Origin of the sequence: Ohtaekwangia sp. (assembly GCF_036786105.1) — a bacterium.
Taxonomy (GTDB): domain Bacteria; phylum Bacteroidota; class Bacteroidia; order Cytophagales; family Cyclobacteriaceae; genus Ohtaekwangia.
In genome coordinates, this window is sequence record NZ_DAIQRQ010000043.1 from 1 (window position 1) to 24,570 (window position 24,570).

Annotated in this window: 20 protein-coding genes; 16 read left to right on the forward strand and 4 right to left on the reverse strand. The window is 45.5% G+C overall.

The genetic code is table 11. The features are described from left to right. From V7Q33_RS16280 to V7Q33_RS16315, 8 genes are all read left to right on the forward strand, one after another. The coding region (locus V7Q33_RS16280; protein WP_333820502.1) for a SusC/RagA family TonB-linked outer membrane protein at positions 1-2,208 on the forward strand (2,208 nt) is incomplete at its 5' end. 18 nt (positions 2,209-2,226) lie between these two features. Continuing rightward, a complete protein-coding gene (locus V7Q33_RS16285) occupies positions 2,227-4,086 on the forward strand; it encodes a RagB/SusD family nutrient uptake outer membrane protein (RefSeq protein WP_333820503.1) in 1,860 nt (619 codons plus the stop codon). An 84-nt stretch (positions 4,087-4,170) separates the two neighbouring features. Beyond that, a complete protein-coding gene (locus tag V7Q33_RS16290) occupies positions 4,171-7,500 on the forward strand; it encodes a VCBS repeat-containing protein (protein WP_333820504.1) in 3,330 nt (1,109 codons plus the stop codon). Positions 7,501-7,528: 28 nt separating this feature from the next. Beyond that, the gene (locus V7Q33_RS16295; RefSeq protein ID WP_333820505.1) at positions 7,529-10,858 is read left to right on the forward strand and encodes a ThuA domain-containing protein; all 3,330 of its coding nucleotides are present in this window, start codon (positions 7,529-7,531) and stop codon (positions 10,856-10,858) included. 29 nt (positions 10,859-10,887) lie between these two features. Next, the gene (locus V7Q33_RS16300) at positions 10,888-11,778 is read left to right on the forward strand and encodes a hydroxypyruvate isomerase family protein (RefSeq protein ID WP_331977889.1); all 891 of its coding nucleotides are present in this window, start codon (positions 10,888-10,890) and stop codon (positions 11,776-11,778) included. 106 nt (positions 11,779-11,884) lie between these two features. Further along, positions 11,885-12,340, forward strand: coding sequence for a DUF6934 family protein (locus V7Q33_RS16305; protein ID WP_331977887.1), 456 nt, complete (start codon positions 11,885-11,887; stop codon positions 12,338-12,340). Beyond that, complete coding sequence (locus V7Q33_RS16310) at positions 12,337-12,501, forward strand: hypothetical protein (protein ID WP_331977885.1); 165 nt, start codon at positions 12,337-12,339, stop codon at positions 12,499-12,501. The genes V7Q33_RS16305 and V7Q33_RS16310 overlap by 4 nt, the downstream gene beginning before the upstream one ends. A 137-nt stretch (positions 12,502-12,638) precedes the next feature. After that, positions 12,639-13,013: a hypothetical protein gene (locus V7Q33_RS16315; RefSeq protein ID WP_331977884.1), complete on the forward strand. Its 375-nt coding sequence runs from the start codon at positions 12,639-12,641 to the stop codon at positions 13,011-13,013. A 14-nt stretch (positions 13,014-13,027) separates the two neighbouring features. Here V7Q33_RS16315 and V7Q33_RS16320 read toward each other — a convergent pair whose 3' ends face one another. After that, complete coding sequence (locus V7Q33_RS16320) at positions 13,028-13,675, reverse strand: DUF4202 domain-containing protein (protein ID WP_331977882.1); 648 nt, start codon at positions 13,673-13,675, stop codon at positions 13,028-13,030. A gap of 108 nt (positions 13,676-13,783) precedes the next feature. Continuing rightward, the gene (gene cobA / locus V7Q33_RS16325; protein WP_331977880.1) at positions 13,784-14,557 is read right to left on the reverse strand and encodes a uroporphyrinogen-III C-methyltransferase; all 774 of its coding nucleotides are present in this window, start codon (positions 14,555-14,557) and stop codon (positions 13,784-13,786) included. A 135-nt stretch (positions 14,558-14,692) separates the two neighbouring features. Here cobA and nirB point away from each other — a divergent pair, with 135 nt between their 5' ends. The 5 genes from nirB (at position 14,693) to V7Q33_RS16350 (ending at position 20,854) form a co-directional block, all read left to right on the forward strand. Then, entirely contained in the window at positions 14,693-17,185 is a 2,493-nt protein-coding gene (gene nirB, locus V7Q33_RS16330) for a nitrite reductase large subunit NirB (RefSeq protein ID WP_331977878.1), read from the forward strand. Between the two features lie 52 nt (positions 17,186-17,237). Continuing rightward, on the forward strand, positions 17,238-17,621 hold the full coding sequence (gene nirD / locus V7Q33_RS16335) for a nitrite reductase small subunit NirD (protein WP_331977876.1): 384 nt from the start codon (positions 17,238-17,240) through the stop codon (positions 17,619-17,621). 145 nt (positions 17,622-17,766) lie between these two features. Continuing rightward, a complete protein-coding gene (locus V7Q33_RS16340; RefSeq protein ID WP_333820506.1) occupies positions 17,767-19,617 on the forward strand; it encodes a sensor histidine kinase in 1,851 nt (616 codons plus the stop codon). 6 nt (positions 19,618-19,623) lie between these two features. Further along, complete coding sequence (locus V7Q33_RS16345) at positions 19,624-20,289, forward strand: response regulator transcription factor (RefSeq protein ID WP_331977872.1); 666 nt, start codon at positions 19,624-19,626, stop codon at positions 20,287-20,289. A gap of 142 nt (positions 20,290-20,431) precedes the next feature. Beyond that, positions 20,432-20,854 carry a PRC-barrel domain-containing protein gene (locus V7Q33_RS16350; protein WP_331977870.1) on the forward strand — a complete coding sequence of 141 codons (423 nt, stop codon included), beginning with the start codon at positions 20,432-20,434 and terminating at the stop codon, positions 20,852-20,854. Between the two features lie 187 nt (positions 20,855-21,041). Here the strand turns inward: V7Q33_RS16350 and V7Q33_RS16355 are convergent, their stop codons facing one another. Further along, the gene (locus tag V7Q33_RS16355) at positions 21,042-21,812 is read right to left on the reverse strand and encodes an NIPSNAP family protein (protein WP_333820508.1); all 771 of its coding nucleotides are present in this window, start codon (positions 21,810-21,812) and stop codon (positions 21,042-21,044) included. A gap of 156 nt (positions 21,813-21,968) precedes the next feature. Between V7Q33_RS16355 and V7Q33_RS16360 the strand changes: the two genes are divergently transcribed. The 3 genes from V7Q33_RS16360 to V7Q33_RS16370 all read left to right on the forward strand — a co-directional run bounded on the left by V7Q33_RS16360 (position 21,969) and on the right by V7Q33_RS16370 (position 24,182). Further along, positions 21,969-22,565, forward strand: coding sequence for a TetR/AcrR family transcriptional regulator (locus V7Q33_RS16360; RefSeq protein ID WP_331977866.1), 597 nt, complete (start codon positions 21,969-21,971; stop codon positions 22,563-22,565). A 21-nt stretch (positions 22,566-22,586) separates the two neighbouring features. Continuing rightward, positions 22,587-22,814 (forward strand): hypothetical protein, encoded by a 228-nt coding sequence (locus V7Q33_RS16365; protein ID WP_331977864.1) that lies wholly within the window; start codon positions 22,587-22,589, stop codon positions 22,812-22,814. An 81-nt stretch (positions 22,815-22,895) separates the two neighbouring features. Then, complete coding sequence (locus V7Q33_RS16370) at positions 22,896-24,182, forward strand: MFS transporter (protein ID WP_333820510.1); 1,287 nt, start codon at positions 22,896-22,898, stop codon at positions 24,180-24,182. On the opposite strand, the gene V7Q33_RS16375 is transcribed toward V7Q33_RS16370, so the two are convergent. Further along, entirely contained in the window at positions 24,142-24,372 is a 231-nt protein-coding gene (locus V7Q33_RS16375; protein WP_331977860.1) for a DUF3820 family protein, read from the reverse strand. The two genes, V7Q33_RS16370 and V7Q33_RS16375, sit on opposite strands and share 41 nt — an antisense overlap. Positions 24,373-24,570 lie beyond the last annotated feature (198 nt).

Here is a 24,570-nt window from a genome sequence, read left to right on the forward strand (position 1 = left end):
TGGGGACATCCGAATACGGATTGGTTCAAGAGCAGTTTAAAAACATGGTCGCCACAATCGCGCCATAACGTGCAGCTCTCAGCGGGTAATGAGAATTTCAAATACCTGGCTTCTGTCGGGTATCAGAACCAGGATGCCTTCTATAAAAACGCCGCTACCGGTTATAAACAATACGACTTCCGCATTAACCTCGATGCCAATGTAAACAAGTATATCACTACAAGCGTTGGTATGCTGGCGCGCGAAGAGTATCGTTTCTTCCCCACACGTTCGGCAGGCTCTATATTTCGTATGCTGATGCGTGGTATACCTACACAACCCGCCTATTGGCCCAACGGTATGCCCGGCCCGGATATAGAGAATGGTGAGAACCCGGTGGTGATTACCACCAATCAAACCGGCTACGATCGCGACAAGCGTTATTATTTGCAAACCAACGGCCAGATTGATATAACCGTGCCTTGGATAAAAGGATTGAAGATAACCGGTACGGCTTCTGTCGATAAGTATGTAAAGCGCACCAAGCGTTGGGAGATACCGTGGTATCTATATACCTGGGATAAGGTTTCGTATGAAGATGACGGTGTTACCCCCAAGCTTTCCAAAGGTGCACGCGGCCCTGCAGAGCCTCGCCTCACGCAAGGCGATGAAGATCAGTTAAACGTTTTGTTGGGAAGTATCATTACCTACGATCGCAAGATCGGCAACCATGCCCTCACCGTGCTGGCCGGTACAAACCGCGAAACAATTGAGTTCGATAACTTCAACGCCTATAGAAGATTCTTTATCTCGTCTGCTGTAGACCAGATGAGTGCCGGTGGTAACCCGGAGAAGAACAACGGTGGCGGTGCCTGGGAACGCGCACGTCTCAATTACTTTGGTCGCGTAGCCTATAATTACAAAGAGAAATATATAGCCGAGTTTCTGTGGCGTTATGATGGTTCCTATATGTTCCCGCAGAATACACGCTTTGGTTTCTTCCCGGGCATTATGGCTGGCTGGCAGATATCCGAAGAAGAATTTTTCAAGAACAACGTAACGTTTATGAACTATTTGAAACTGCGTGGTTCGTGGGGAAAGATGGGTAACGATAATATTACCCTCAACTGGGACGGATCGCTGCTGGAATATCAATACCTCTCTACCAATGCATTCCGCAGCTACATCATCGGTGGTCAGGAAGTAGGAACGATCTACGAAACAAAAGTGCCGAACCTGAATATTACCTGGGAGGTAGCCAATAATAAAGATATAGGATTGGAAGGACAGTTCTTCGGAGGCAAGATCAACTTCGAGTTTGATGTATTCTTCAACAAGCGCGATAATATACTCTTGCAGAAGACCGGATCGATACCGCAGACTACCGGTATGACGTTGCCACCACAGAACATCGGTAAAGTGCAGAATCGCGGATGGGAATTTCTCATCGGCTATAACACACAGATCGGAGATCTCTCGTTCAGAGCCAGTGTAAATGGCGGCTATGCACAGAACAAGATTCTCTTCTGGGATGAAGCACCCGGAGCACCGGCATGGCAACGCACTACAGGCCGGCCTATGTATACCTTTATGGCATACCAGTACGATGGCGTGTTTAGAGATGAAGAGGAGATCAAAGCCAACACACTCGATTACTCCGCTGTTACCAACACCTTGCGTCCTGGTGATATGAAGTATAAAGATTACAATGGTGACGGTAAAATTACCCCCGATGATCAGGTTCGCAACAATCGCACAAACATCCCGTTGTTCCAGGGCGGCCTGAATTTGAGCCTGGCGTATAAAAACTTCGACTGCAGCATTCTCTTTCAGGGTGCTGCAGGCGGCCAGGTGTATCTGAGCACTGGCGAATCGGGAAGTATTGGTAATTATGTGCTGGAGGTATACAAGAACCGCTGGACAATCGATAACCCCAGCAGCGAACATCCGCGCATTGCCGACCGAAGCAATCAATATTACTCCAACAACAATACGTACTGGTTAAAGAGCAGCGATTATATACGCCTCAAGAACTTTGAGATCGGTTATACAGTGCCTGCAGAAATAGGCGAGAAAGCCGGCATCAACCGACTGAGAATATATGTGAACGGACTAAACCTCTTCACAATTGATAAGTCTACCGTGTTCGATCCTGAGGCTACCAACACCATGGGGCAATATTATCCGCAGTCGCGTATTATCAACGCAGGTCTTACGGTAACATTTTAAATCTTTGAAATGAAGTATATGAAGAAGCTCAAGAATATAGTACCCGTCATCATAACACTGTTTGTTGTGATGGCTTGCAGCGATGACTTCGTAAATACACAGCCGTTGAGTGAAGTGCCGGAAGAAGCGGTGTGGAAAGACCCCGGTCTCTCACAAGCGTTTGTTACCGATATATACAATGGATTAGGCAACGGTGGTTTTGATGAACAGATGCTCGCATCGCTTACCGATGAAGCTATGTTTACACACCCCGGTCGCGGCATCAATACCATTACCGAGTCGCGTTCCAACCCAGCAGATATAGGCTGGGTGAACAATACACTGAACTGGCCCAACATGTATGCCCGCATACGCGCCTGCAACCTTGCCATACAAAACCTGGAAAAACCGCAGTTCGAGAACACCGCGCAGATCAGCGCCGATGTGTTAAAAGGTGAAGCTCATTTTATGCGCGCCTATTTTTACCATCAGTTGTTGCGTTACTATGGCGGTGTACCCATTGTAGATAAGCCCTACGCTTTAGGCGAAGCTGATTATACGATTGCCCGCAATACATTTGCTGAATGCGTAGACTTTATTGTGAGTGATTGTGATCTGGCAGCTCAGTTGCTCGATGGAAAAACCATGGCGTCCGGCAGAACATCAAAGGCCGCTGCGCTGGCACTCAAGGCTCGCATACTGCTATATGCCGCCAGCGACCTGCACGATATACCTACTGCTTCTGCTAATTCCGATAATATAGCCAGCTTCTCTAATCCGGAAGTGCTCGGCTATACCAGCGGTACACGCGAAGAACGCTGGCAGAAAGCCAAAGATGCTGCCAAGGCTGTGCTCGATCTGAGCGGCTATGGCTATGAGCTGGGGCTGGCCGCACCGGTATCGGCATCGCAGGGCACAACCAACTATGCAAACATGTCGCTCTCTAAAAATGGCGGTGAGAAAGAGTTGATCTTTGCGCGCTACTTCATTAATGCAAAAGATGAAGGAGGCGCGTGGGTTGGCCGCAACAACGGTCCCAACGGTTATCACAACTGGGCCGGTAATACACCGATTCAAAACCTGGTAGATGATTATGAAATGATGGATGGCTCATCGTTCGATTGGGAGAACACCGAACATGCTTCGGCTCCCTATACCAACCGCGATCCGCGTTTCTATGCCACCATACTATATGATGGTGCTCCGTGGAAACCGCGCACAGCCGATGCTGCCGGTAAAGATCCATTCAATCAAATTCAAACCGGACAATACCAGATCGTAAACAGCAGTGGTTCTGTAGTATCTTATTTTGGATTGGATACACGCCAAAGTTCTATTGAAGACTGGAACGGTAGTCGCACCGGATACTATATGAAGAAGTTCATCGATCCCGATCCGGCTATTGTTGATCAGAATACAAGGCAGCAGATACCGTGGCCATTCTTCCGGTATACCGAAGCTGTGTTGAATTATGTTGAAGCATGTATAGAACTGGGTGAAGAAGCCGAAGCTGTACAGTGGCTGAACAAGATACGCTTTCGTGCCGGTATGCCGGCTGTAGCCGATGCCGGCGATGCACTGCGCCAGCGCTATCGCAACGAGCGCAGGGTGGAGCTGGCCTATGAAGAGCACCGCTACCACGATGCACGCCGGTGGATGATAGCGCCTACTACATTAGGGCAGAAAGCGGGCAGGATCAGCATTACCGCTACGTTGAAACCCGGTAAAGATGTGCGGGTATATAAATACGATCCCACCAGTTACGATTATGTATACCAACCGCTCGATATAGATCCTGGTATAGAAAACCGTGCGTGGCTCGACAAGATGTATTTCCTCCCGATCCAACGCGATGAGATGAACCGCAACAATAAATTAGTTCAGAATCCGGGATACTGATTTTATCTGCGAATGCTATCTTTAGAATCTATGTCGGTGTGTGAGCACTGACATAGATTTTTTACTATTAAACCATCCTGACCTTTGAAGAATTTCATTCCGTATAGCCTGGTTGCTTTATATATACTGGTGGCCGGATGCAAAGAAGCAACGCAATTGCCCGGTAAAGATGTAGCCGCTGGTGAACCTACGCTTTTTAAGCTCTTGCCGCCTTCCGTTACGCATATCCATTTTCAGAATACACTTACCGAAGCACTCAATACCAACGTGCTGCTCTATGAATATTTCTATAATGGCGGAGGTGTAGCCGCAGGCGACCTGAATAATGACGGACTGGATGACCTGATCTTTACGGCAAACATGACAGCCGATCATGTATATATCAACCAAGGCAACATGAAATTTGAAGATGTTACCGCTCAAACCGGTATACATACCCGCAACGGCCCGTGGAAAACCGGTGTTACCCTCGCGGATGTAAACGGCGATGGAAAACTGGATATCTATATCTGTTACTCTGGCAACCTGCGGCCGGAGCGCAGGGTAAATGAACTATATATCAATTATGGTAACAACGCGCAAGGTATACCGCAGTTTAAGGAAGAAGCAAAACAATATGGATTAGACAGCCCCGCTACCAGCACACAAGGATATTTCTTCGACTACGATCGCGATGGCGATCTGGATATGTTCCTGCTCAACCATAATATACAGGCATTGCCCGTATTGAATGAAGCCAATACAGCCGCCATGCTGAAAATAGAAGACCCGGTGAGTGGCTCGCGTCTTTACAGGAACGACAACAACTTCTTTAAAGATATTACAACGGTAGCCGGTATCAGCAGCACAGCTTTATCGTATGGACTGGGAGCAGGCTTAGCTGATGTGAATGGTGATGGCTGGACCGATATTTACATTTCCAACGATTATAACGTACCCGACTACCTGTACATAAACAATCACAACGGCACGTTTACCAACAAACTGGCGGAAGCGATAGGGCACACCTCAAACTTCTCGATGGGCAATGATATAGCCGACATCAACAACGATTTACTTCCCGACATCTATACCCTGGATATGTTGCCGGAAGACAACCGCAGGCAAAAGTTATTGCTTGCCCCGGATAATTATGGAAAGTTCGATCTTAACGTGCGCATTGGCTTTCATTACCAGTACATGCGCAATATGTTACAATTGAATAACGGCAATGGAACCTTCAGCGAGATCGGTCAGCTGGCCGGTATATCCAACACTGACTGGAGCTGGGCCGCACTGTTTGCCGATTACGATAACGATGGGTGGAAAGACCTGTATGTGACCAACGGCTACCTGCGCGACTTCACCAACATGGATTTTGTAAAGTATATGGATAACTATATACAACAAAAAGGAAGATTGAAGCGTGAAGATGTGCTGGAACTTGTGCATCGTATTCCCGCATCCAACGTTAGCAACTATATATTCAGAAATCAGGGCGATCTTTCATTTCGTCAGAAGAACGAATCATGGGGTTTCACACAAACATCCAACAGCAATGGTGCAACCTACGCTGATCTTGACAATGATGGTGATCTCGATCTGGTCGTAAACAACATCAACGCATCGGCTTTTATCTATCGCAATGAAACCAATAAGCAACTTCAACATCACCATCTGAAAGTAAAACTGGAAGGAGCCGGTAGAAATACGTTGGGCCTTGGAGCAAAAATATATAGTTATAGCAAAGGAAACGTACAGGTGCAGGAGCAGATGCCTTCCCGTGGCTATCAATCCAGTGTGTCGCCCGTGTTGATGATTGGATTAGGGAAACAAAGCACTGTTGACTCCTTGCAGGTGAGGTGGCTTTCAGGAAAGCAGCAAACGTTGCGAAATATAGCGGCCGATCAGACCATCACAATAAAAGAAGCAGCGGCCGATGCAGACGTTAAGCCTCTGAAAGTAATAACACCAGTATTCAAAGAAGTAAAAGCCATTGATTTCACCCATCAGCAATCTTACGTTAATGATTTCAAGCGGCAGCCTTTACTGGTGAACCCGATGTCGTTTTCAGGTCCATGCCTGGCCGCAGGCGATGTAAACGGCGATGGCCTGGAAGATATATACGTTGGTGGAGGAGTGGAACAGGCGGGTGCGCTATTCATTGCAACGAAACAAGGCAGCTATATCCGTAAAGAAGAGAAAGCTTTTGAAGCCGATAAAATATACGATGATACCGATGCGCTTTTTGTTGATGTAAACGGCGATGGATACCATGACTTGTACGTGTGCAGTGGTGGCTATCATAATTTTCAGCCAGACGATGCAGCGCTCCAGGACCGTCTGTATATCAATGATGGTAAAGGCAATTTTACCCGACATGCCGAGGCGCTTCCTGCGATGTATACCAGCACAAGCTGCGTTCGCGCAAGCGACATCAACAATGATGGCACTCCAGATCTCTTTGTAGGCGGACGAGTAATACCCGGTCGGTACCCGGAAGCACCGCGGAGCTATATTTTGATCAACAACGGTAAGGGAACATTTACAGATGAAACGGCAACGCATGCTTTGGCGCTGCAACATCCCGGCATGGTTACAGATGCACTGTGGATCGATCTGAACCATGACAAACAAAAGGACCTGATCGTTGTAGGGGAGTGGATGCCGATTTCGGTATACATCAATAGTCACGGAAAACTGCAGGAGCAGACCAGTACTTATTTCAGCAAAGTCTACACTGGCTGGTGGAACAAGATTCACGCAGGCGACTTTAACAACGATGGCCGCATGGACATTGTTGTTGGCAACATGGGTACCAATTCGCAGTGCCGTGCCAGTGATGAAGAGCCCGCCGGGTTATATTTTAAAGACTTTGATAACAACGGTTCTGTTGATCCGATTCTGTGCTCCTACATACAGGGAAAAATGTATCCGTATGTGAGTCGTGATGAATTGTTGGAACAGGTGGGTTCCAAGCGAAAGCGCTTCCCCGATTATGCGAGCTATGCCAACGCTGCACTCACCGACATCTTTCATGAGGAGGAACTGCAAGGTGTTAGTCACCTCACCGCCAATACCCTGCACACATTGTATTTTATACAGGGTGAAAATGTCCAATTTGTTGAAAAAACGTTGCCGGTGCAGGTGCAGATGTCTCCCGTTTATGTAATTATGCAAATGGATTATAACCACGATGGAAAGGAAGACTTATTTTTAGGTGGCAATATCCAACATGCACGACTGAGGTTTGGAAAATATGATGCTAACTACGGAACCTTGTTGCAAGGCGATGGCCAGGGAAACTTCCGCTATATACCGCAGGCAGAAACGGGCTTCCGCCTTACCGGCGATGTGCGGAGCTCGCTTCGTATCGGCAGCACACTTTTTTTGGGAATCAATCAGCAGACTATAAAATCTTTTATTTATAAATAACCAACCAAGTAAAATCCTTAACCAGACAATGTTCAACAGACTTATTCGGAAAAGTGCTGCGCTGTTACTGGCAGCCGGCATGGCAGTGGCGCTCGGCAGTTGCAAAGATTCATCTACACCCCGCGTTCTCGTCTTTACAAAAACAGCAGGTTTCTATCATGAATCTATACCTACCGGTGTAGAAGCCATACAGAAGCTTGGTGAAGAAAATGGATTTAAAGTTGACACTACACGCGATGCGTCTGTGTTTACAGACGAAGAATTAAAAAAATACAAAGCCGTGATTTTTCTCAGCACAACGGGCAACGTGCTTAATGCCGACCAACAGGTTGCATTCGAGCGCTATATCCAGGCGGGTGGCGGATATGTGGGTGTGCATGCTGCCGCAGACACCGAATACAACTGGCCGTGGTATAATAAGCTGGTTGGCGCGTACTTCCTCAATCACCCCAACAACCCAAATGTGCGCCATGCAGCGATGAATGTGATTGATACCACACACCTGGCTACAAAAGGGCTGCCGTTGCGCTGGGAACGTACGGATGAATGGTATAATTACCGGAATATATACGAGGGCATTACTACATTAATAAAATTGGATGAAGAAAGCTATGAGGGAGGCGCCAATGGCAATAACCATCCCATCGCCTGGTATCATAGCTACGATGGTGGCCGCGCTTTCTATACCGGTGGCGGTCATACCAAAGAAACCTATAGCGAGCCCTTGTTCATCAGGCACTTGTTGGGCGGTATACGCTATGCTATGGGCGATGCAACGCATCAGCTGGATTACACAAAGGCGTATGCCGTAAAGGCACCCGAAGAAAATCGCTTTACAAAAACAATCCTGTCAAACGATCTTAATGAGCCTATGGAGCTGGCAGTTGCTCCCGATGGTCGTGTATTTTTTGCGGAGCGTGCCGGTAAATTTTATGTATACCTGCCATCCACCCATACAACCAAACTTGTATATCAGTTTCCGGTTATGCCCGATACAAAAGAAGGGTTTGGTAATGGATTGCTCGGGCTTACCCTCGATCCTGATTATGCTACAAATAACTATATATACTTCTTCTATACTCCCAACACCAAACCTGCGCATCAAAATGTGTCGCGGTTCAAAATAGGGAAGGACAATGTGCTGGATATAGCTTCTGAAAAAATATTGATCGAGATACCCCTGGAGCTTGAAGTGAGTGCCCACACAGGTGGCTCCCTGGCGTGGGACAAGGATAAGAACCTCTATATATCCACAGGTGATAACACCGTGCCGTTTGCATCAGACGGATTTGCTCCTATTGATGAGACTCCGGGTCGCATCACGTTCGATGCGCAACGTTCAGCAGCCAACACCAATAATCTTCGCGGTAAAATATTGAAGATACATCCGGAAGCCGATGGTACTTATACTATACCGGAAGGCAACCTGTTTCCGAAAGGAACACCGAATACACGTCCTGAAATATATGTCATGGGATGCCGCAATCCGTATCGCATATCTGTTGACCTTGCTACATCGATCCTGTATTGGGGAGAGATCGGCCCTGATTCAGGTGTTGATGGTGCTCAGGGACCTCGCGGATACGATGAGTTCAACCAGGCAAAGAAGCCTGGTAATTTTGGATGGCCCTACTTTATTGGCGACAACAAAGCATATCATGATTTTGACTTTGCCACCAAGTCGGTAGGAGCGCTCTTTACCCCGGATGCTCCGGTAAATACATCACCTAACAACACAGGAGCAAAAGAACTTCCACCGGCACAGAAAGCGATGATCTGGTATCCGTATGATAAGTCAGCAGAGTTTCCCGATATAGGGAACGGTGGCCGCAGTGCTATGGCAGGGCCGGTATATCATTTCGATGCATCAATCTCATCATCAACAAAATTTCCGGAGTATTACGACAAAGGTCTTTTCATTTTTGACTGGATGCGTAACTGGGTATTTGTAGTGCGCTTCGATGATGAGTATAATTTCAAACGCATGGAGCCGTTTATGCCGTCTGCGGGAGATTTCAGAAGACCAATTGATCTGGAAATCGGCCCCGATGGTTCATTCTATATGCTGGAATATGGATCGGTATATGGCATCGATAATGTGGATGCCCGCCTCGTACGCATTGACTATAATGGCGGCAATCGTAAGCCTGAAGCGCAGATTGCTTGTAACGATACCATCGGCCTTGCTCCGTTGAAAGTGAATCTGAACAGTAACAAGAGCGTTGACTTTGACGAAGACAAACTCAGCTACGAGTGGACTGTTGAAGGCAAGAAAATTACCGAAGCCAATCCGGAATATACTTTTACAACGAATGGTGTTCACAATGTTATACTGAAAGTTACTGATCCCTCCGGAGAAAGTGATGCCGATACCCTGACGATCAGCGTTGGCAATACCACACCAGTGGTTTCCATTACCACAACGGATAATAGTACTTTCTTCTTCGACAATACACCGTTGCATTATACCGTTACTGTACAGGATAAGGAAGATCAGGAGATTGATCCTGCCAATGAAATGATTGCGCTGAAATATATACCGAAGGCCAGCCAGCAGATGGGCCACCAAATGTCAACGTTCAATGCAGGCAAGTCGCTTATGGAAGGCAGTGATTGCAAGGCGTGTCACCAGATCAATGGTAAGTCAGTAGGGCCGGCATTCATGGAGGTTTCCAAAAAATATCAGAACGATAAGGCTGCTTTGGCACGACTGGCGAATAAAGTAATTACCGGTGGTGGAGGTATATGGGGCGATCATGCCATGAATGCCCATCCGCAATTATCAAAAGAAGATGCCACTGAAATTGTGAAATATGTTTTGTCGCTTGCAGGCAAAAAAGAAGCAGTGAGTCTGCCGGCAACCGGTACAGTAACATTCGAGCAAAAGGGTAAAGATGCAAATGGCCGCTATATTCTTTCTGCAGCGTATACTGATAAAGGAGGAAAGGCCGTGCCGCTTACCGGAAGCAGTGCGCTGATACTTCGTCCAACCCGGGTGCAGGCAGAAGATGCGGATGAAGTGCACAATGTAAACTATGAAGGCAACGCCATAGGCAGCATTCATCACCGCTCATATTTTGTGTTGAAACAAATCGACCTGAAGGGCATTAAACAGCTTACCTACCGGTATGCATCCAGAAATATTGGCGCGACTCTTGAAGTGCATGTAAACTCAGCCAAAGGGCCTGTGATCAGTACGCTGACTTACGAGCCAACGGGTAATTGGGATACATATAAAGAAATCACCGTACCCGTACAGGATCCCGGAGGAAAGAACGATCTTTACTTTGTATTCAAAAAAGAGACACCGCCTAATCAACACATATTTTCGGTTGATTGGATAGAATTTAACCGATAACCTTTTACTGAACTTTAACCAACATGGATATGAGTCAAAAATCATCACGCAGAAGTGCCCTTATGAAAATAGCCGGATCAGCAGCCGTGGCCGCAGCAGGTATGTCGCTGTCACACCGCCTTTCGGCAGCCGAAGCTGCCCTGGAAGGACACCTGAAAGGAAAGGTCAATCACTCTGCCTGCCGCTGGTGCTACAGCAGCATTCCACTGGAAGATCTATGCAAGGCAGCAAAGAATATTGGGCTTGCTTCTATTGAATTGACGGGCCCGGAAGAGTGGCCTGTGCTCAAGAAGTATGGATTAACATCGGCCATGCCATGGGGAGCAGGTAAAGGAATTACCGAAGGGTTTAACAACCCTGCGCTGCACGATGAGCTTGTAAAAAGCTATGCCGATATTATACCGAAAGTAGCAGCGGCCGGAATGAACCAGATTATATGTTTTTCAGGCAATCGCAATGGTCTTGATGATGAGAAGGGAATCGAGAACTGCGCCATCGGTTTGAAGCGCCTGATGCCCATTGCCGAAAAGTATAAAGTCACCATGTCGATGGAGTTACTCAACAGCAAAGTAGATCACCACGATTATCAGTGCGATCATACAGCATGGGGTGCAGCATTGTGCGAGAAAGTTGGTTCCGATAATTTCAAGCTGTTGTATGATATATACCACATGCAGATTATGGAAGGTGACGTAATTGCTACCATTCGCAAATACAACAAGTATATATCACACTATCACACCGGCGGAGTGCCGGGACGCAACGAGATTGACGAAACGCAGGAATTAAATTATCCTGCCATTATGAAAGCCATCATTGAAACCGGCTTTAAAGGATTTGTAGCACAGGAATTTATACCGAAGCGCGAAGACAAGATTGCTTCGCTGAAGCAAGGCGTAATGATCTGCGATGTAGCCTAAACGTTGCCGCCATTCAGGGGATGTTTTAGCATATAACAATTCTATATATTGAAGCCGTACAGGTTAGCACCTGTACGGCTTTTTTGTTGTGTTAAATATATAGTTGGTGAGATACGATAGATATACGGTAGAAGCATTGCCTTCCCTTGCAGAGTTTGAATTTTATAGCGAAGGCCCTAAGGGAAAAATACGCAAGAGAGTTGTCTTTAAGAGATTTAAGAATAATGCCGAAGTATATAACCTTGCATTTGGTGATGTTCAGGCAAAGGATGAGATTAATGACACTATTGTTACTAACAATGGAGACAGCCGAAAAGTCTTAGCGACAGTTGGGTTAGCTGTTTTAATATTCTCAGAGAATTATCCGGAGAGCAGTATCTTTGCTACAGGAGGTACAGCAGCCAGAACGAGATTCTATCAGATGGGGATTTCAAATAATCTTCATGAGATCGAGTGCGATTTTTATGTATTCGGGATGATTGACGATGCTTGGGAGATATTCAGGAAAGGCGTTATATATCAAGCTTTTTTAATAAGAAGAAATTGTAATTTTGATATATGAGAAGGTCAGGTAAAAACAGAGTAACCACGTTGGCCCAAGAGATTGCTAAAGTCAAGGTCAACAAAAATCTGAAAGAGGTTGATGAAAACTCTCCATTTTTAAAAAAGAAAATGGAGAAAGGTGCTAAGCTGTTAGCGGTTGCGGGGCTTCCCAAAATATAATCTTTCTGCTCAGTTAATTGTTCTCAAAGTATCTCTGAGTATTAATCTCTACATTATTTCTTTCTTCCAGAGAGCACGCTGTATGCATTGATTGGCATACGGTTTTCACAATAGCCGTTGAACAAAATTATAGGGTTATGAACAAGCTTGCAGTTTTCTTCAGTGCCATGCTCACCTTTAGTGCTGCTTCCGTTATGGCTCAGTCTTCGGTAGCGGAGCCCGATTCAACACGCGATCCGGTCCGGCAAGGTGATCCGGCTCCGGATAATGTCCCATCACAAACATCGTATACCAAAGATATGGTTCGGATAAAGCATCAGGATATACCGGTTGCTTTACGCAAAACATTATCTGCCGATACCTACAAAGGATGGGAGAATGCCAATCTGTACAAAGACAAATCGGGAAATGTATACCTGCTTGAATTTCAGGATCCATTGAAAACGCGTCTGTATAAGTTCGACCGCAATGGAAAACTTGTTAAGGAAAAGACATCGCGCGATGTTCAATGAATATATAGATAATGCTATTGTACTGCCTGTGCTATCAATCCTCCGGCCTTGGCGGAGACAGGGATTTTTCCGGCTTCACCTATAGCACGGGCAGACATTTTCTTTAAGGTCTTTTTGAGTATATCTACTACTTTGGCATCATCGTGCTGTGCTGCAAAATCATCGAGGTAATACTGAATAAATACCAGGCAGATTACATCTTCCAATAGTTGTGTGTCAGCATGGGTTTGCAGCTCTTTTTTAAGCAGCAGAAATTTTACTTTCTCAATGGTCTCGGAATCATAGCGACAACTAAGAAGAATTTGCTCGGCAATTTTGGCTTGGTGAAATTTTTCTGCGTTGCGCCATTGCAAATATCCTTTCTTATCCATCGGATAAGAATTGCGTGGTATTTCCCAGCGGCCAATGTGTTGGCAGCGCGCTGCAAGTTGCATGTACTCAGGAGCGTGGGGTGCAAACTTGTTTAACCATTCTGTCATCCGCTGGCCGTAGAGTAATTCTTTCGGATGAGATTGTCCGTTTACTTCTTCTGTATGCAGATCGTTGGCATTGTAAGCGTCAAATGTTATAAAGGCTTTTTCAAGTCGTTCGTTCAGAGGCATGATGCAAACTATTGTAAGGTATACCGAAACATTTGCCGCAATATTTGCAGAGAATGTCACAGCAAGTTAAGATATTGATGGAGTATATCAATGGAGTATATAAAATGTTTGATATCGGTAATATATACTAACGATTTATAACGCTATATAATAATGCTTTAGCATATTCTATTGTTGTTGATGAATAAATACTTGTTTACCCGCCAATTCTTCCAACAGGTAACTTTCGTTTACCACATTGCCAATTACAATCACGGCAGGCGAACTGATTTGTTGTTCTTCCGCCAATTGACAAATAGTACTGACGGTGCCGCGTATGGATCTTTGTTCGGCAAGTGTAGCGTATTGTATAACAGCCGCAGGCTCCAGTAATGAACGACTCTGCTGAAAGAGCTCCATGATCGCACGAATGTGCGTCATTCCCATCAATATAACTACCGTAGCGGATGATTGTGCGGCCAGCGCTATATCTTTTGACATCTCCCCGGATGACAGCATGCCGGTGATGACCCAGAAACTTTCATTTACACCACGCTTTGTAACGGGTATACCGCACGATGCCGGTGCAGCCAATGCACTGGAGAGCCCGGGTACAACGTCTACATATATACCGCGCCTCACAGCATACTCCAGCTCTTCGTGGCCACGTCCAAATACATACGAGTCGCCACCTTTCAGGCGCACAACATTTTTATAGCGTGTGGCATAGAATACGATTAACTGGTTAATTTCTTCCTGCGCAAATTCCTTTTTGCCTTTTCGCTTGCCAACATACACCAGCTTGCACGAAGGCTTGGCAAAAGCGAGAAGCTCTTTTGAAGCCAGTGCATCATAAAGAATAACATCTGCCAGGCAGATTGCCTTCATTCCTTTTATCGTGATCAGTTCCGGATCGCCTGGCCCTGCGCCTACCATCGTTACCGTTGCTTGCTCCTGCTTCATATCCTTGGTGCTTTACGTTACTTAAAAATATTTGTACGTAATTATACGTAAATTTATTCTCTATCGGCTTGTTTAACGTAATTATTTACGTATAATTACTTAAAATTAGACTACGAAATACTTAAAACGATTGCAATGAAGAAGAGGATAATTGTCGTTGGAAATGGAATGGTAGGCTTCAAGTTCTGTGAGAAACTGAGAAGTCGTTCTGCTGACGCAGAGATCATTGTATATGGAGAGGAACCTCGCCCTGCGTATGATCGCGTTCACCTGAGCAGCTATTTCTCAGGTTCAACGGCCGATGATCTGCTCATGGCTCCGGCTTCCTGGTATGACGAGCATTCCATTACGCTTCACACCAGCGAGCTGGTAACGGAGATCAATCGCATCGATAAAACTATTCGTACACATGCCGGTCGATCTGACCGCTACGATTACCTCGTGCTCGCTACAGGCTCCAGTGCATTTGTTCCATCCATTGAAGGTGTTGAACGCGATGGCGTATTTGTATATCGCACCATTGAAGATCTGATACAAATTACTGAGTATGCCAAAAAAGTAAAGCGTGGTGCTGTAATGGGTGGTGGTCTGTTGGGCCTCGAAGCTGCCAAAGCATTGATCGACCTCGGCCTCGAAACACATGTGGTTGAATTTGCGCCACGCCTGATGCCACGGCAAATTGACGAAGCCGCTTCCGAAATATTGACACACAAACTCATGCAACTGGGTATATCTATACATACCGGTAAGAGCACAAAAAAGATTGAAGGCAACGGAAAGCTGGAAGGACTGCTGTTTGCTGACGATACCAAACTGGATATTGAAATGCTTGTCATCTCAGCAGGCATCCGTCCGCGCGATGAGCTGGCAAAGGCAACGTTGCTGAACGTTCATCCGCGTGGCGGCATTGTGGTAGACAACTATATGCGCACTTCGGATGAGTATATATTTGCCATCGGCGAAGCCGCAGTTCATAACAATATGGTATACGGACTGGTAGCTCCTGGATACGACATGGCTGAGATTGTGGCGCGCCAGCTCACGGGCGATACATCCCGGCAGTTCACCGGGTTCGATATGTCTACCAAGCTCAAGTTGATTGGTGTAGATGTAGGAAGCTTTGGTGATCCGTTCTGCGATGCCACACCGCATATTCCCATTGTATTCAAGAATAAACACAAAGGCACATACAAGCGTATCAACATTTCAGAAGACGGTAAATATCTGCTGGGTGGAATTTTGATAGGCGATGCCAGCCAGTATAATATACTTCACCAGATGGTGATGAACAACATGGTGCTTCCGGAAAATCCGGAGACGCTGATTGTCGGCGGAGGTAAAGCCAACGATGAAGCAGCCGGAGTAAAAGGACTTCCGGATACGGCTCAAATATGTTCCTGCGAGAATATAACCAAAGGCGCTATTGTTGAGCAGATCACATCCTGTGGGGCCAAGTCATTAGACGATATCAAGAAATCGACCAAGGCATGTACCGGTTGTGGCGGCTGTACGCCTATGGTAAATGACCTGTTGAAGATTACACTCGAATCACTCGGCCATAAAGTAAAAAAATCACTCTGCGAACACTTCGACTACACCAGACAGGAGTTGTACGATATTATTAAAGTGAAGGGTATCAAAAGCTACGACCAGCTTTTGAATACCCATGGCACCGGCGATGGTTGCGAAGTATGCAAGCCAGCGGTTGCATCTCTTATGTCGAGTATATGGAATGAACTGATTGTAGAGCAGGATACGATACAGGATTCGAACGATCGCTTCCTGGCCAACATTCAGCGAGGCGGTACTTATTCCGTAGTGCCACGCATTGCCGGGGGCGAGATCACACCCAGAAAACTTGCTGCTATAGGGCGTATTGCTGAGAAGTATAATTTATATACCAAGATCACCGGTGGCCAGCGCATCGATATGTTTGGTGCGAATGTAAACCAGTTGCCCGATATATGGGAAGAACTTATTGCAGAAGGTTTTGAAAGCGGCCATGCATACGGTAAAGCGCTGCGCACTATTAAAAGTTGCGTAGGCTCTACATGGTGTCGCTATGGAGTCCAGGACTCGGTGTCGTTTGCCGTATTTATTGAAGAACGTTATAAGGGATTACGCGCACCGCATAAGTTGAAAGGCGCTGTATCCGGATGTATCCGCGAATGTGCTGAAGCGCAATCAAAAGACTTCGGAATCATCGCTACTGAAAAAGGATGGAATCTTTATGTATGTGGTAACGGTGGTGCAAGACCACAACACGCCAGGTTACTGGTAGCCGATGTTGACACAGCGACTTGTGTGAAATATATAGACCGTTTCCTCATGTTCTACATTAAAACCGCTGATCCACTGACACGCACAGCAACGTGGCTGAACAAAATGGAAGGCGGCCTGGAGTATCTGTATGATGTGGTAGTAAATGATTCACTTGGTATAGGAGAGGAGCTGGAAAAAGATATGGCCGACCTGATTGCCAACTATCACTGCGAATGGAAAAAAGTAGTAGAAGATCCAAAACTACGTGCGAAGTTCAAACACTTTATCAACGCAGACGAGGAGGATCCAACCATTCAATATGTAGACCTGCGCGGTCAGAAAATGCCATCCGACTGGAACAAGTAAAAAAAGAAATATAGTGGTGCTACAACCAGCGCCTGTGAATGAAATATAGTATATGGAATTACACAACGAGATAAAAACATTTACACCTTCTGCCGATGCAGAGGTACCGGTATGGTTTAAGGCTGCACGTGTGGAAGACTTTCCGGAGAATGGTGGGGCCTGTGTAAAGTATAAAGACATGCAGATAGCAGTCTTCAATTTCACAAGAAGAAACGAATGGTATGCGTGCCAGAATCTGTGCCCGCACAAAATGCAGATGGTGCTTTCGCGGGGCATGATCGGCTCGCTGGGCAGTGAACCAAAAGTAGCATGCCCGTTTCACAAGAAAACCTTTTCACTGAAAACAGGCGAGTGCCTTAATGCCGAAGAATGCGACATTGCTGTATTCCCGGTAAAAGTTGAAGAGGGCTATGTACACATCGGCTTTACCCGGTAAGGCAATTTCCTCCATATTTTAGTTTTAGGTTGAAAATGTCAGGCAGGTTCCTCGCCTGGCATTTTTTTGATTCTCATTTTCCTATTGATGAGTCACCAGTAAGCATTAGTATTTCACCGTAATTATTACGTAATTTCCTACGTAAATGACCTTAGCATTTAATCCCGAAGGTAAGTTAACGTTCAATCGCTTCAGCAAGCTGGGCATGTGGTATATACTGGCCCTCAGCGTGATTGCCACCGTATCCATCATTGGCCAGTTCCTTATTCAAAACCATTTGGAGAATCAATTAAGCGACTCCCACGTGATCAACGTAGCAGGACGGCAACGCATGTTGAGTCAGCGCATCACCAAATGTGCTTTGTTACTAAAAGCCGGACAAGGTGGTGGCGAGCGGGAAGCGATATTGAATGAACTGAAAACATCGCTGCACACCTGGATCATCGCCCATAACGGACTACAGCAAGGCAACGACAGCATGCACCTCCCTGGAAACAACAGTGCAGAAGTACGTGCCATGTTCGATCAGATCAACGAACATCATACTGCCATACGCGAAAGCGCGGCTTTGATCAGCAACAAACTGCGTAACAATTTGAATGTTTCGTACGATTCGCTGGAGGCGCCCATACATACTATACTGCAGCACCAACATGCCTTTCTCGATGGCATGAACCAGATCGTATATCAATTTGATTCGGAAGCCAAGCAAAAGATTGCGCGCTTGAGTAAACTTGAATATGCACTGCTCGTCATTTCCATTGTAGTAATTTTGCTGGAGATACTGTTTGTATTCAGGCCAACCGCTATACAGGTAAATAAAACAGTGAATCAACTTACCGCTTCTGAGAAAAATGCAAAGAAGTTGTCGAAGGAGATTGGGGAACTATATGCTTCGCTGGAGAAATCGTATGAAGATCTTTCGCATGTAAATGTGCCAGTGGAAACACCTAAGATCTATGCGAAGACTGATCGTGGTGGAAATATAGTTTTCATTTCCGATCTCTTCACAGAGCTAACCGGCCAGGAATTATCCTCCAAATCCATTCCCTTGAAAGATATATTTCCGGGATCACATCTGAATGGCGACTGGATGGATGAGGTAGTGGATCGCCTTTCGGATGGTAATGCGTGGCAAGGTATTATACGTTACCAGGATCGATATCGTAAAGACCGCTGGGTAGACCTGATGATTGTGCCGGCGCTGAACGAGCAAACGGAAGTGGAAGAGTGGCTTGTGCTTGGTGCTGATATAACATTACAGAAGCAGGCAGAGCAGAACATGCGCGACAAGAGTAAAGCGGAGATTGAGAAAAAGATCAATCAGCAGAAGTTCCGTTCTGTACTTATACTCGAAGGACAGGAAGAAGAGCGCAAGCGATTGGCCATGGATATTCACGATGGTATAGGGCAGATGCTTACTTCTTTGAAGTTTCAGATAGAATCGATCGACCTGAAAAAAAATGAAGACAAAGCAGAACATAAACTTTCAGAGATACAGCAGCTCATCAACCAGGTAATAAAAGAAGTAAGACGTGTAACGTTTAACCTGAAGCCTACTGTATTGGGCGACTATGGATTGCCTGCTGCATTGAATGTATTTATTCGGGAGATTGGGAAGCTTACCGATATGCAACTGGTATATCACATGGAAGGCGATACCGGTTTTCGACTGCCGCAAAAAGTGGAAAACAATATATTCCGCATTATCCAGGAAGCGATCAACAACGCCATTAAATATTCAGATGCATCGAAAATTGAAGTGACGCTGCGCATGACGGATGATCAGCTGGTTATTTCTGTAAATGACAACGGCAATGGCTTTGATGAAAAACTGGTGGAAGCACGCAGTGTAAACATAGAGTCGGGCAGAGGTTTCTTTAACATGTACGAACGCACCGAGTATATCAACGGCCACCTGGATATAAAATCAACCGTGGGAAAAGGCACCATCGTGCTGCTGAGTATACCGGTTAAATCATTGGCAACTGTATAAATATATATGAGCAAGATCAACATAGTATTGGCAGATGATCATGTATTAGTCCGCAACGGTATAAAAGCCATGCTGGAGTCTGACACTGATATTGATGTGATTGGAGAAGCAGGCAGTGGCATAGAAGCGCTGGAAACGGCACGCAAACTTCATCCCGATATACTGGTGCTGGATATACGCATGCCCGAGATGAACGGCCTGGAAGCTGCTGCCAGGCTGGAAGATTATTCTCCGGATACAAAAGCGGTAATTCTGTCGATGCACGATTCTGAAGAATATGTATTGCAGGCACTCGATGCCGGTGCATTCGGTTACCTGTTAAAAGATACAGACCGTACAGAGTTTATCAAGGCATTGAAACAGATACACGGCGGAAGTAAATATTTCAGTGGTGCTGTATCCAACGTACTTGCCAATCGCTTATTGAATACAAAACCGTTTGTTACCAGCCGGCCGCCCGTGCAGGAAGCAGAAGATACTTATAGCCTTACCCGCAAGGAGAAAGAGATACTGCGCATGATCGTGGATGGAAAACAGAACAAACAGATTGCCGAAGCTTCCGGCAAAAGCGTACGTACGATTGAGACCCATCGTTTCAACATTATGAAAAAACTAGGCGTGAACAACGCCATCGATATGGTAAATAAAGCAGTGCGCGAAAACCTCGTATAGGTTCTGCGTAAAAAATTACGCAGTCATAATGACATAGGTAAATATACCTCTTTTATCAGTACACACATCTCAATTGGCAGGCATAGTTATTTATTTTCCTGTTGTTAATTCTTATGTCGTACTAAACAAAAAAGGAGGTACCATGGCTATCCTGGAGAAAAATTATGAGATCGACAATCGTACCGGTCTCAATCATGAAGGACCCGATGCAAACATTCCGGTTCGAAGACTAACGGCTACATCAATCATTGGCGACCGTGTGGAGAATGGAGAAGGTGAAGATCTGGGTAAGATCGATAACCTCATGGTAAACCTGTCGAATGGCCGTATTGAGTATGCTGTTATCGATTTTGGTTCATTCCTCGGTATAGGAGGTAAACTGTTCGCTGTTCCATTCGCCGAACTACACCTCGATCCGGGACGCGAGCTGTTCATTCTGAAACGTGACAAGAGTTATCTTAAATCTGTTCCGGGCTTCGACAAATCACACTGGCCCGACACAAACGATCACTCTTATTTCAATGATGTGAACACGTATTGGGGAACACCTTCGTATCCACTTTGAAAAAGCTGCTGGCTTTTAGCTGCTAACTGCTAGAAGTGTGTGAGTGGGTTAATCGTGTGTTGGATGCTCACTGATGGACATGATTTTACTTTGTGAAACTTCGTGTCTTCTTTGTGCCCTTTGTGCAACCGGATTTTAAATCCTGCATAAGCGATAACACTATTAACCCACCCTACACTTCCAGTAACTATATCTCCGAATACTCCGCTGGATGCAGCAGGTATATATTAATCTTCGAAACGTTATTCTGATATTCCGGCATCGATGAAAGCTTCTTCCACTCCGGATCGTTGCTGAATGTTTTCCAATGCTCATCACGAGAAGCCTGGTTATCGAAGGATGTCATATACATCAGGTTCGGCATTCGGCTGCCGGCCAACACTTCACCATAAAAAACGGCATGAAATGCCAGGCGCTTGAAAAGCGTTACTTCACCACCTTCGTTGAACATGTGCACTTTGTTCTTATATATCTTCTCTGTATGGCCTTCATAGCTTCTTAATTCATATACACGCTCATTCTTTGCACCATTCAATACCGGTGCTTCCAATTGCGGCATATAGCTGAATGCTTTCAATAGTATACTCTGCTGCCGCGCGAAAGGAGGATTGTTATAGGCAGCATCAATATAATTTTTGCCAGCGGCCACATATTGATTGTCTTTTAATAATGTCTCGGGCAGAGAAGCGAATTGTTCCAGCGACTTAAAAGGTGTTAGCACATAAATTCTTTTTCCGTAATAAGCTGTGTCTGCTTCTATGGGTTTAAATACTCCTACTTTAGAAATGCCGGCACGATGCAGAGCCGGTAGATAGGCATTCTTCAGGTAGTCATCAACTTGTTTTTCCTGATCGGCATTGGCGATCTCATAAATTTTGATCTCATAAAATTCACGCTTGGGAGGTGCAGCATATGCTGACAGTGTAATAACCAGCAGCACTACGGTTAACATTTTCATATTCTTGATTTTTTGAATTGGTTGTAAAAGCAATGAAAGATAGACAATGTTGAGAAAGGAGTTACAAAATGTTAGGATGGACGGTAATTTGGGCAGTTAATAAAAAAGTGAGAAATTGTTTTCATAAATGAATGAACATTCATTTATATTTGTGCCGTGAGAACGCGAGACGAAAACAAGGAACAGGCCATTCGCCAGAAAGCGATCAAGATGATCGTAGATGAAGGTTTTGACGGCCTCAGTATGCAGAAGCTTGCCAAAGCTGCCGGTGTATCGCCTGCCACTATCTATATCTATTTTAAAGATCGCGATGATTTGATTCTTCAACTGTGGATTGGAGAGATGAAGAAGATGGTAGATGCTGTGTTGAAAAACTTTGACCCGGATGCATCTTTTGAAGAAGGTATGCGTGTTCAATGGATGAACCGCGCCCGATTTCTGGTGGAGAATCCGATGAGTATGCACTTTATGGAACAGGTAAAATATTCTCCCTATCACAACGTCTCACTCACTAAGATCGATAGCCACTTCAAGGAAGTCATGGGAAAATTCGTACAGAATGCCATCCGGAGAAAAGAACTTATGAAACTCCCATTTGAAGTATACTGGTCCGTAGCATTTGCTCCACTGTATCAGCTGGTGAAAACACATATATCGGGGCGAGGCCTGCATGGAAGCCCCGAAAAGTTTGAGCTGGATGAGAAGACGATGAACCTCACGTTGAAGCTCGTTATAAAAGCATTGAAGCCCTGAACACCATTTATCCCAAACCCCATGGAAAGTATCCTTTCAGATGTACTCATCTTCAAAACGAACATACGCAAACCGGATGTGGAGTGTGTAGCCAAACGACTCGACCCGGAACAACGCATTACGCGATGGAGTATTGATTGTGATGATGTTGACTGTGTACTGCGCATCGAATCGCAACAACTATCGACAGAGGAAGTAATCGGGATCATTGGCAGAGCAGGCTTTCACTGCGAGGAGTTGCCCGATTGAGCACGATCACACACCATACAACCACACCCGGCTTGCAGTCTGCCTCCTGTTGGCCGTTAACCTTAAACTGATATAATCTATATGAAAGAAAAAACATTCACACGATACGAAGTATTCGTTATTACTATTCTTACCATTTTGCAGTTCACCATTATTCTTGACTTTATGGTGTTGTCGCCACTGGGTGCTATACTTATGCCGGCGTTGAAAATTACTCCGGCCCAGTTTGGTATGGTGGTATCTGCGTATGCATTTAGCGCAGGCGGTGCCGGTTTGCTGGCCGCTGGTTTTGCTGACAAGTTCGACCGTAAAAAGCTTCTGCTCTTTTTTTATGTGGGATTCGTTATCGGAACGTTTCTATGTGGTATAGCGCCCGATTATAATTTTCTGTTAATGGCGCGTGTAGTTACCGGGTTGTTTGGTGGCGTTATCGGCTCCATCAGCTTTGCCATCATCACCGACTTGTTCCGAATGGAAGTTCGCGGCCGCGTTATGGGTTTTATACAAATGTCGTTCGCTTCAAGCCAGGTGTTGGGTATACCGCTCGGTCTGTACCTTGCCAACAAATGGGGCTGGCACTCACCATTCCTGCTTATTGTAGGAGTAAGTGTTGCAGTAGGTGTACTTATTGTAGTGTACCTGAAACCGATCAATGCACATTTGAAGGTGCAATCCGATCGGAATGCATTTCAGCACCTGGGTAAAACGCTTTCCAGGTCTACCTATCTCAAAGCATTTGCTGCTACTACATTGCTGGCCACAGGAGGTTTTATGCTGATGCCGTTTGGCAGTGCCTTTAGTGTAAATAATCTGGGATTGAAGTTAAGCCAGTTGCCGATGCTATATATGATCACCGGTATATTCTCCATGGCTACCGGCCCGATTATTGGTAAACTCAGCGACTCCGTTGGAAAGTATACTATATTTTTCTGGGGAACGATGTTGACTATCGCAGTAGTGATATTCTATGTGAACCTCGGTGTAACACCACTCTCTACAGTTATAATCGTGAGTATCCTGATGTTTACCGGAGTATCATCGCGCATTATTTCGTCATCGGCTCTGATGACTGCTGTGCCGGAACCTGCCGATCGTGGCGCATTCATGGGCATCAACGCTTCTGTGCAACAGATCTCCGGCGGTATCGCAACATTCATCGCAGGCCATATAGTGGTGGAGCGCATAGACAAATCGCTGGCTAACTATGATGTGCTGGGATATACCGTGGTAGGCACAATGCTGATATCAGCACTGATGATGTACTTTATACATCGCTATGTAGACAGAAAAACAAAAGCTGCCGCTAAAAACAATGCAGCGCCTCCTGTTACTTCCGCAGCGATTGCAGAAGGTGCATCAGCCCATTGATCTTGATTTCGTAAATGGTGGCGAGCATCATGCCCAGCTTGCCGGGAGGGAAACCTTTCTTGGCAAACCACTCAAGATAAGAAACCGGCAGATCGCAGAGAACTATGCCTTTATATTTTCCAAATGGCATTTTCATTGAAACCACTCCTCGAAGTATATCGGAGTCTGGTGCGGGCTGATCGGATTCCATAAAATGTAATGGGAAGGTATATATTTAAAGTATATATTTAAAATGATTGACCAGGGACGCTGATCCCTGGTCGGTTTTTTTATGCCGTTAGATTAAAAATTCCAGCGAACAATAATGATCTTCTCATGCAAGAGGTTCATTAATTTTTAAAATAGGGTGCTATACTACTCTGGAAAACCATAAGATCAAATCCTAATG

What these genes read in the sequence shown, in the direction of transcription:
- V7Q33_RS16285 (WP_333820503.1), top strand. Translation starts at nt 2,227, where the DNA reads ATGAAGAAGCTCAAGAATATAGTACCCGTCATCATAACACTGTTTGTT.
- V7Q33_RS16295 (WP_333820505.1), top strand. Translation starts at nt 7,529, where the DNA reads ATGTTCAACAGACTTATTCGGAAAAGTGCTGCGCTGTTACTGGCAGCC.
- V7Q33_RS16300 (WP_331977889.1), top strand. Translation starts at nt 10,888, where the DNA reads ATGAGTCAAAAATCATCACGCAGAAGTGCCCTTATGAAAATAGCCGGA.
- V7Q33_RS16310 (WP_331977885.1), top strand. Translation starts at nt 12,337, where the DNA reads ATGAGAAGGTCAGGTAAAAACAGAGTAACCACGTTGGCCCAAGAGATT.
- V7Q33_RS16315 (WP_331977884.1), top strand. Translation starts at nt 12,639, where the DNA reads ATGAACAAGCTTGCAGTTTTCTTCAGTGCCATGCTCACCTTTAGTGCT.
- cobA (WP_331977880.1), bottom strand. Translation starts at nt 14,557, where the DNA reads ATGAAGCAGGAGCAAGCAACGGTAACGATGGTAGGCGCAGGGCCAGGC.
- nirB (WP_331977878.1), top strand. Translation starts at nt 14,693, where the DNA reads ATGAAGAAGAGGATAATTGTCGTTGGAAATGGAATGGTAGGCTTCAAG.
- nirD (WP_331977876.1), top strand. Translation starts at nt 17,238, where the DNA reads ATGGAATTACACAACGAGATAAAAACATTTACACCTTCTGCCGATGCA.
- V7Q33_RS16340 (WP_333820506.1), top strand. Translation starts at nt 17,767, where the DNA reads ATGACCTTAGCATTTAATCCCGAAGGTAAGTTAACGTTCAATCGCTTC.
- V7Q33_RS16345 (WP_331977872.1), top strand. Translation starts at nt 19,624, where the DNA reads ATGAGCAAGATCAACATAGTATTGGCAGATGATCATGTATTAGTCCGC.
- V7Q33_RS16350 (WP_331977870.1), top strand. Translation starts at nt 20,432, where the DNA reads ATGGCTATCCTGGAGAAAAATTATGAGATCGACAATCGTACCGGTCTC.
- V7Q33_RS16355 (WP_333820508.1), bottom strand. Translation starts at nt 21,812, where the DNA reads ATGAAAATGTTAACCGTAGTGCTGCTGGTTATTACACTGTCAGCATAT.
- V7Q33_RS16365 (WP_331977864.1), top strand. Translation starts at nt 22,587, where the DNA reads ATGGAAAGTATCCTTTCAGATGTACTCATCTTCAAAACGAACATACGC.
- V7Q33_RS16370 (WP_333820510.1), top strand. Translation starts at nt 22,896, where the DNA reads ATGAAAGAAAAAACATTCACACGATACGAAGTATTCGTTATTACTATT.
- V7Q33_RS16375 (WP_331977860.1), bottom strand. Translation starts at nt 24,372, where the DNA reads ATGGAATCCGATCAGCCCGCACCAGACTCCGATATACTTCGAGGAGTG.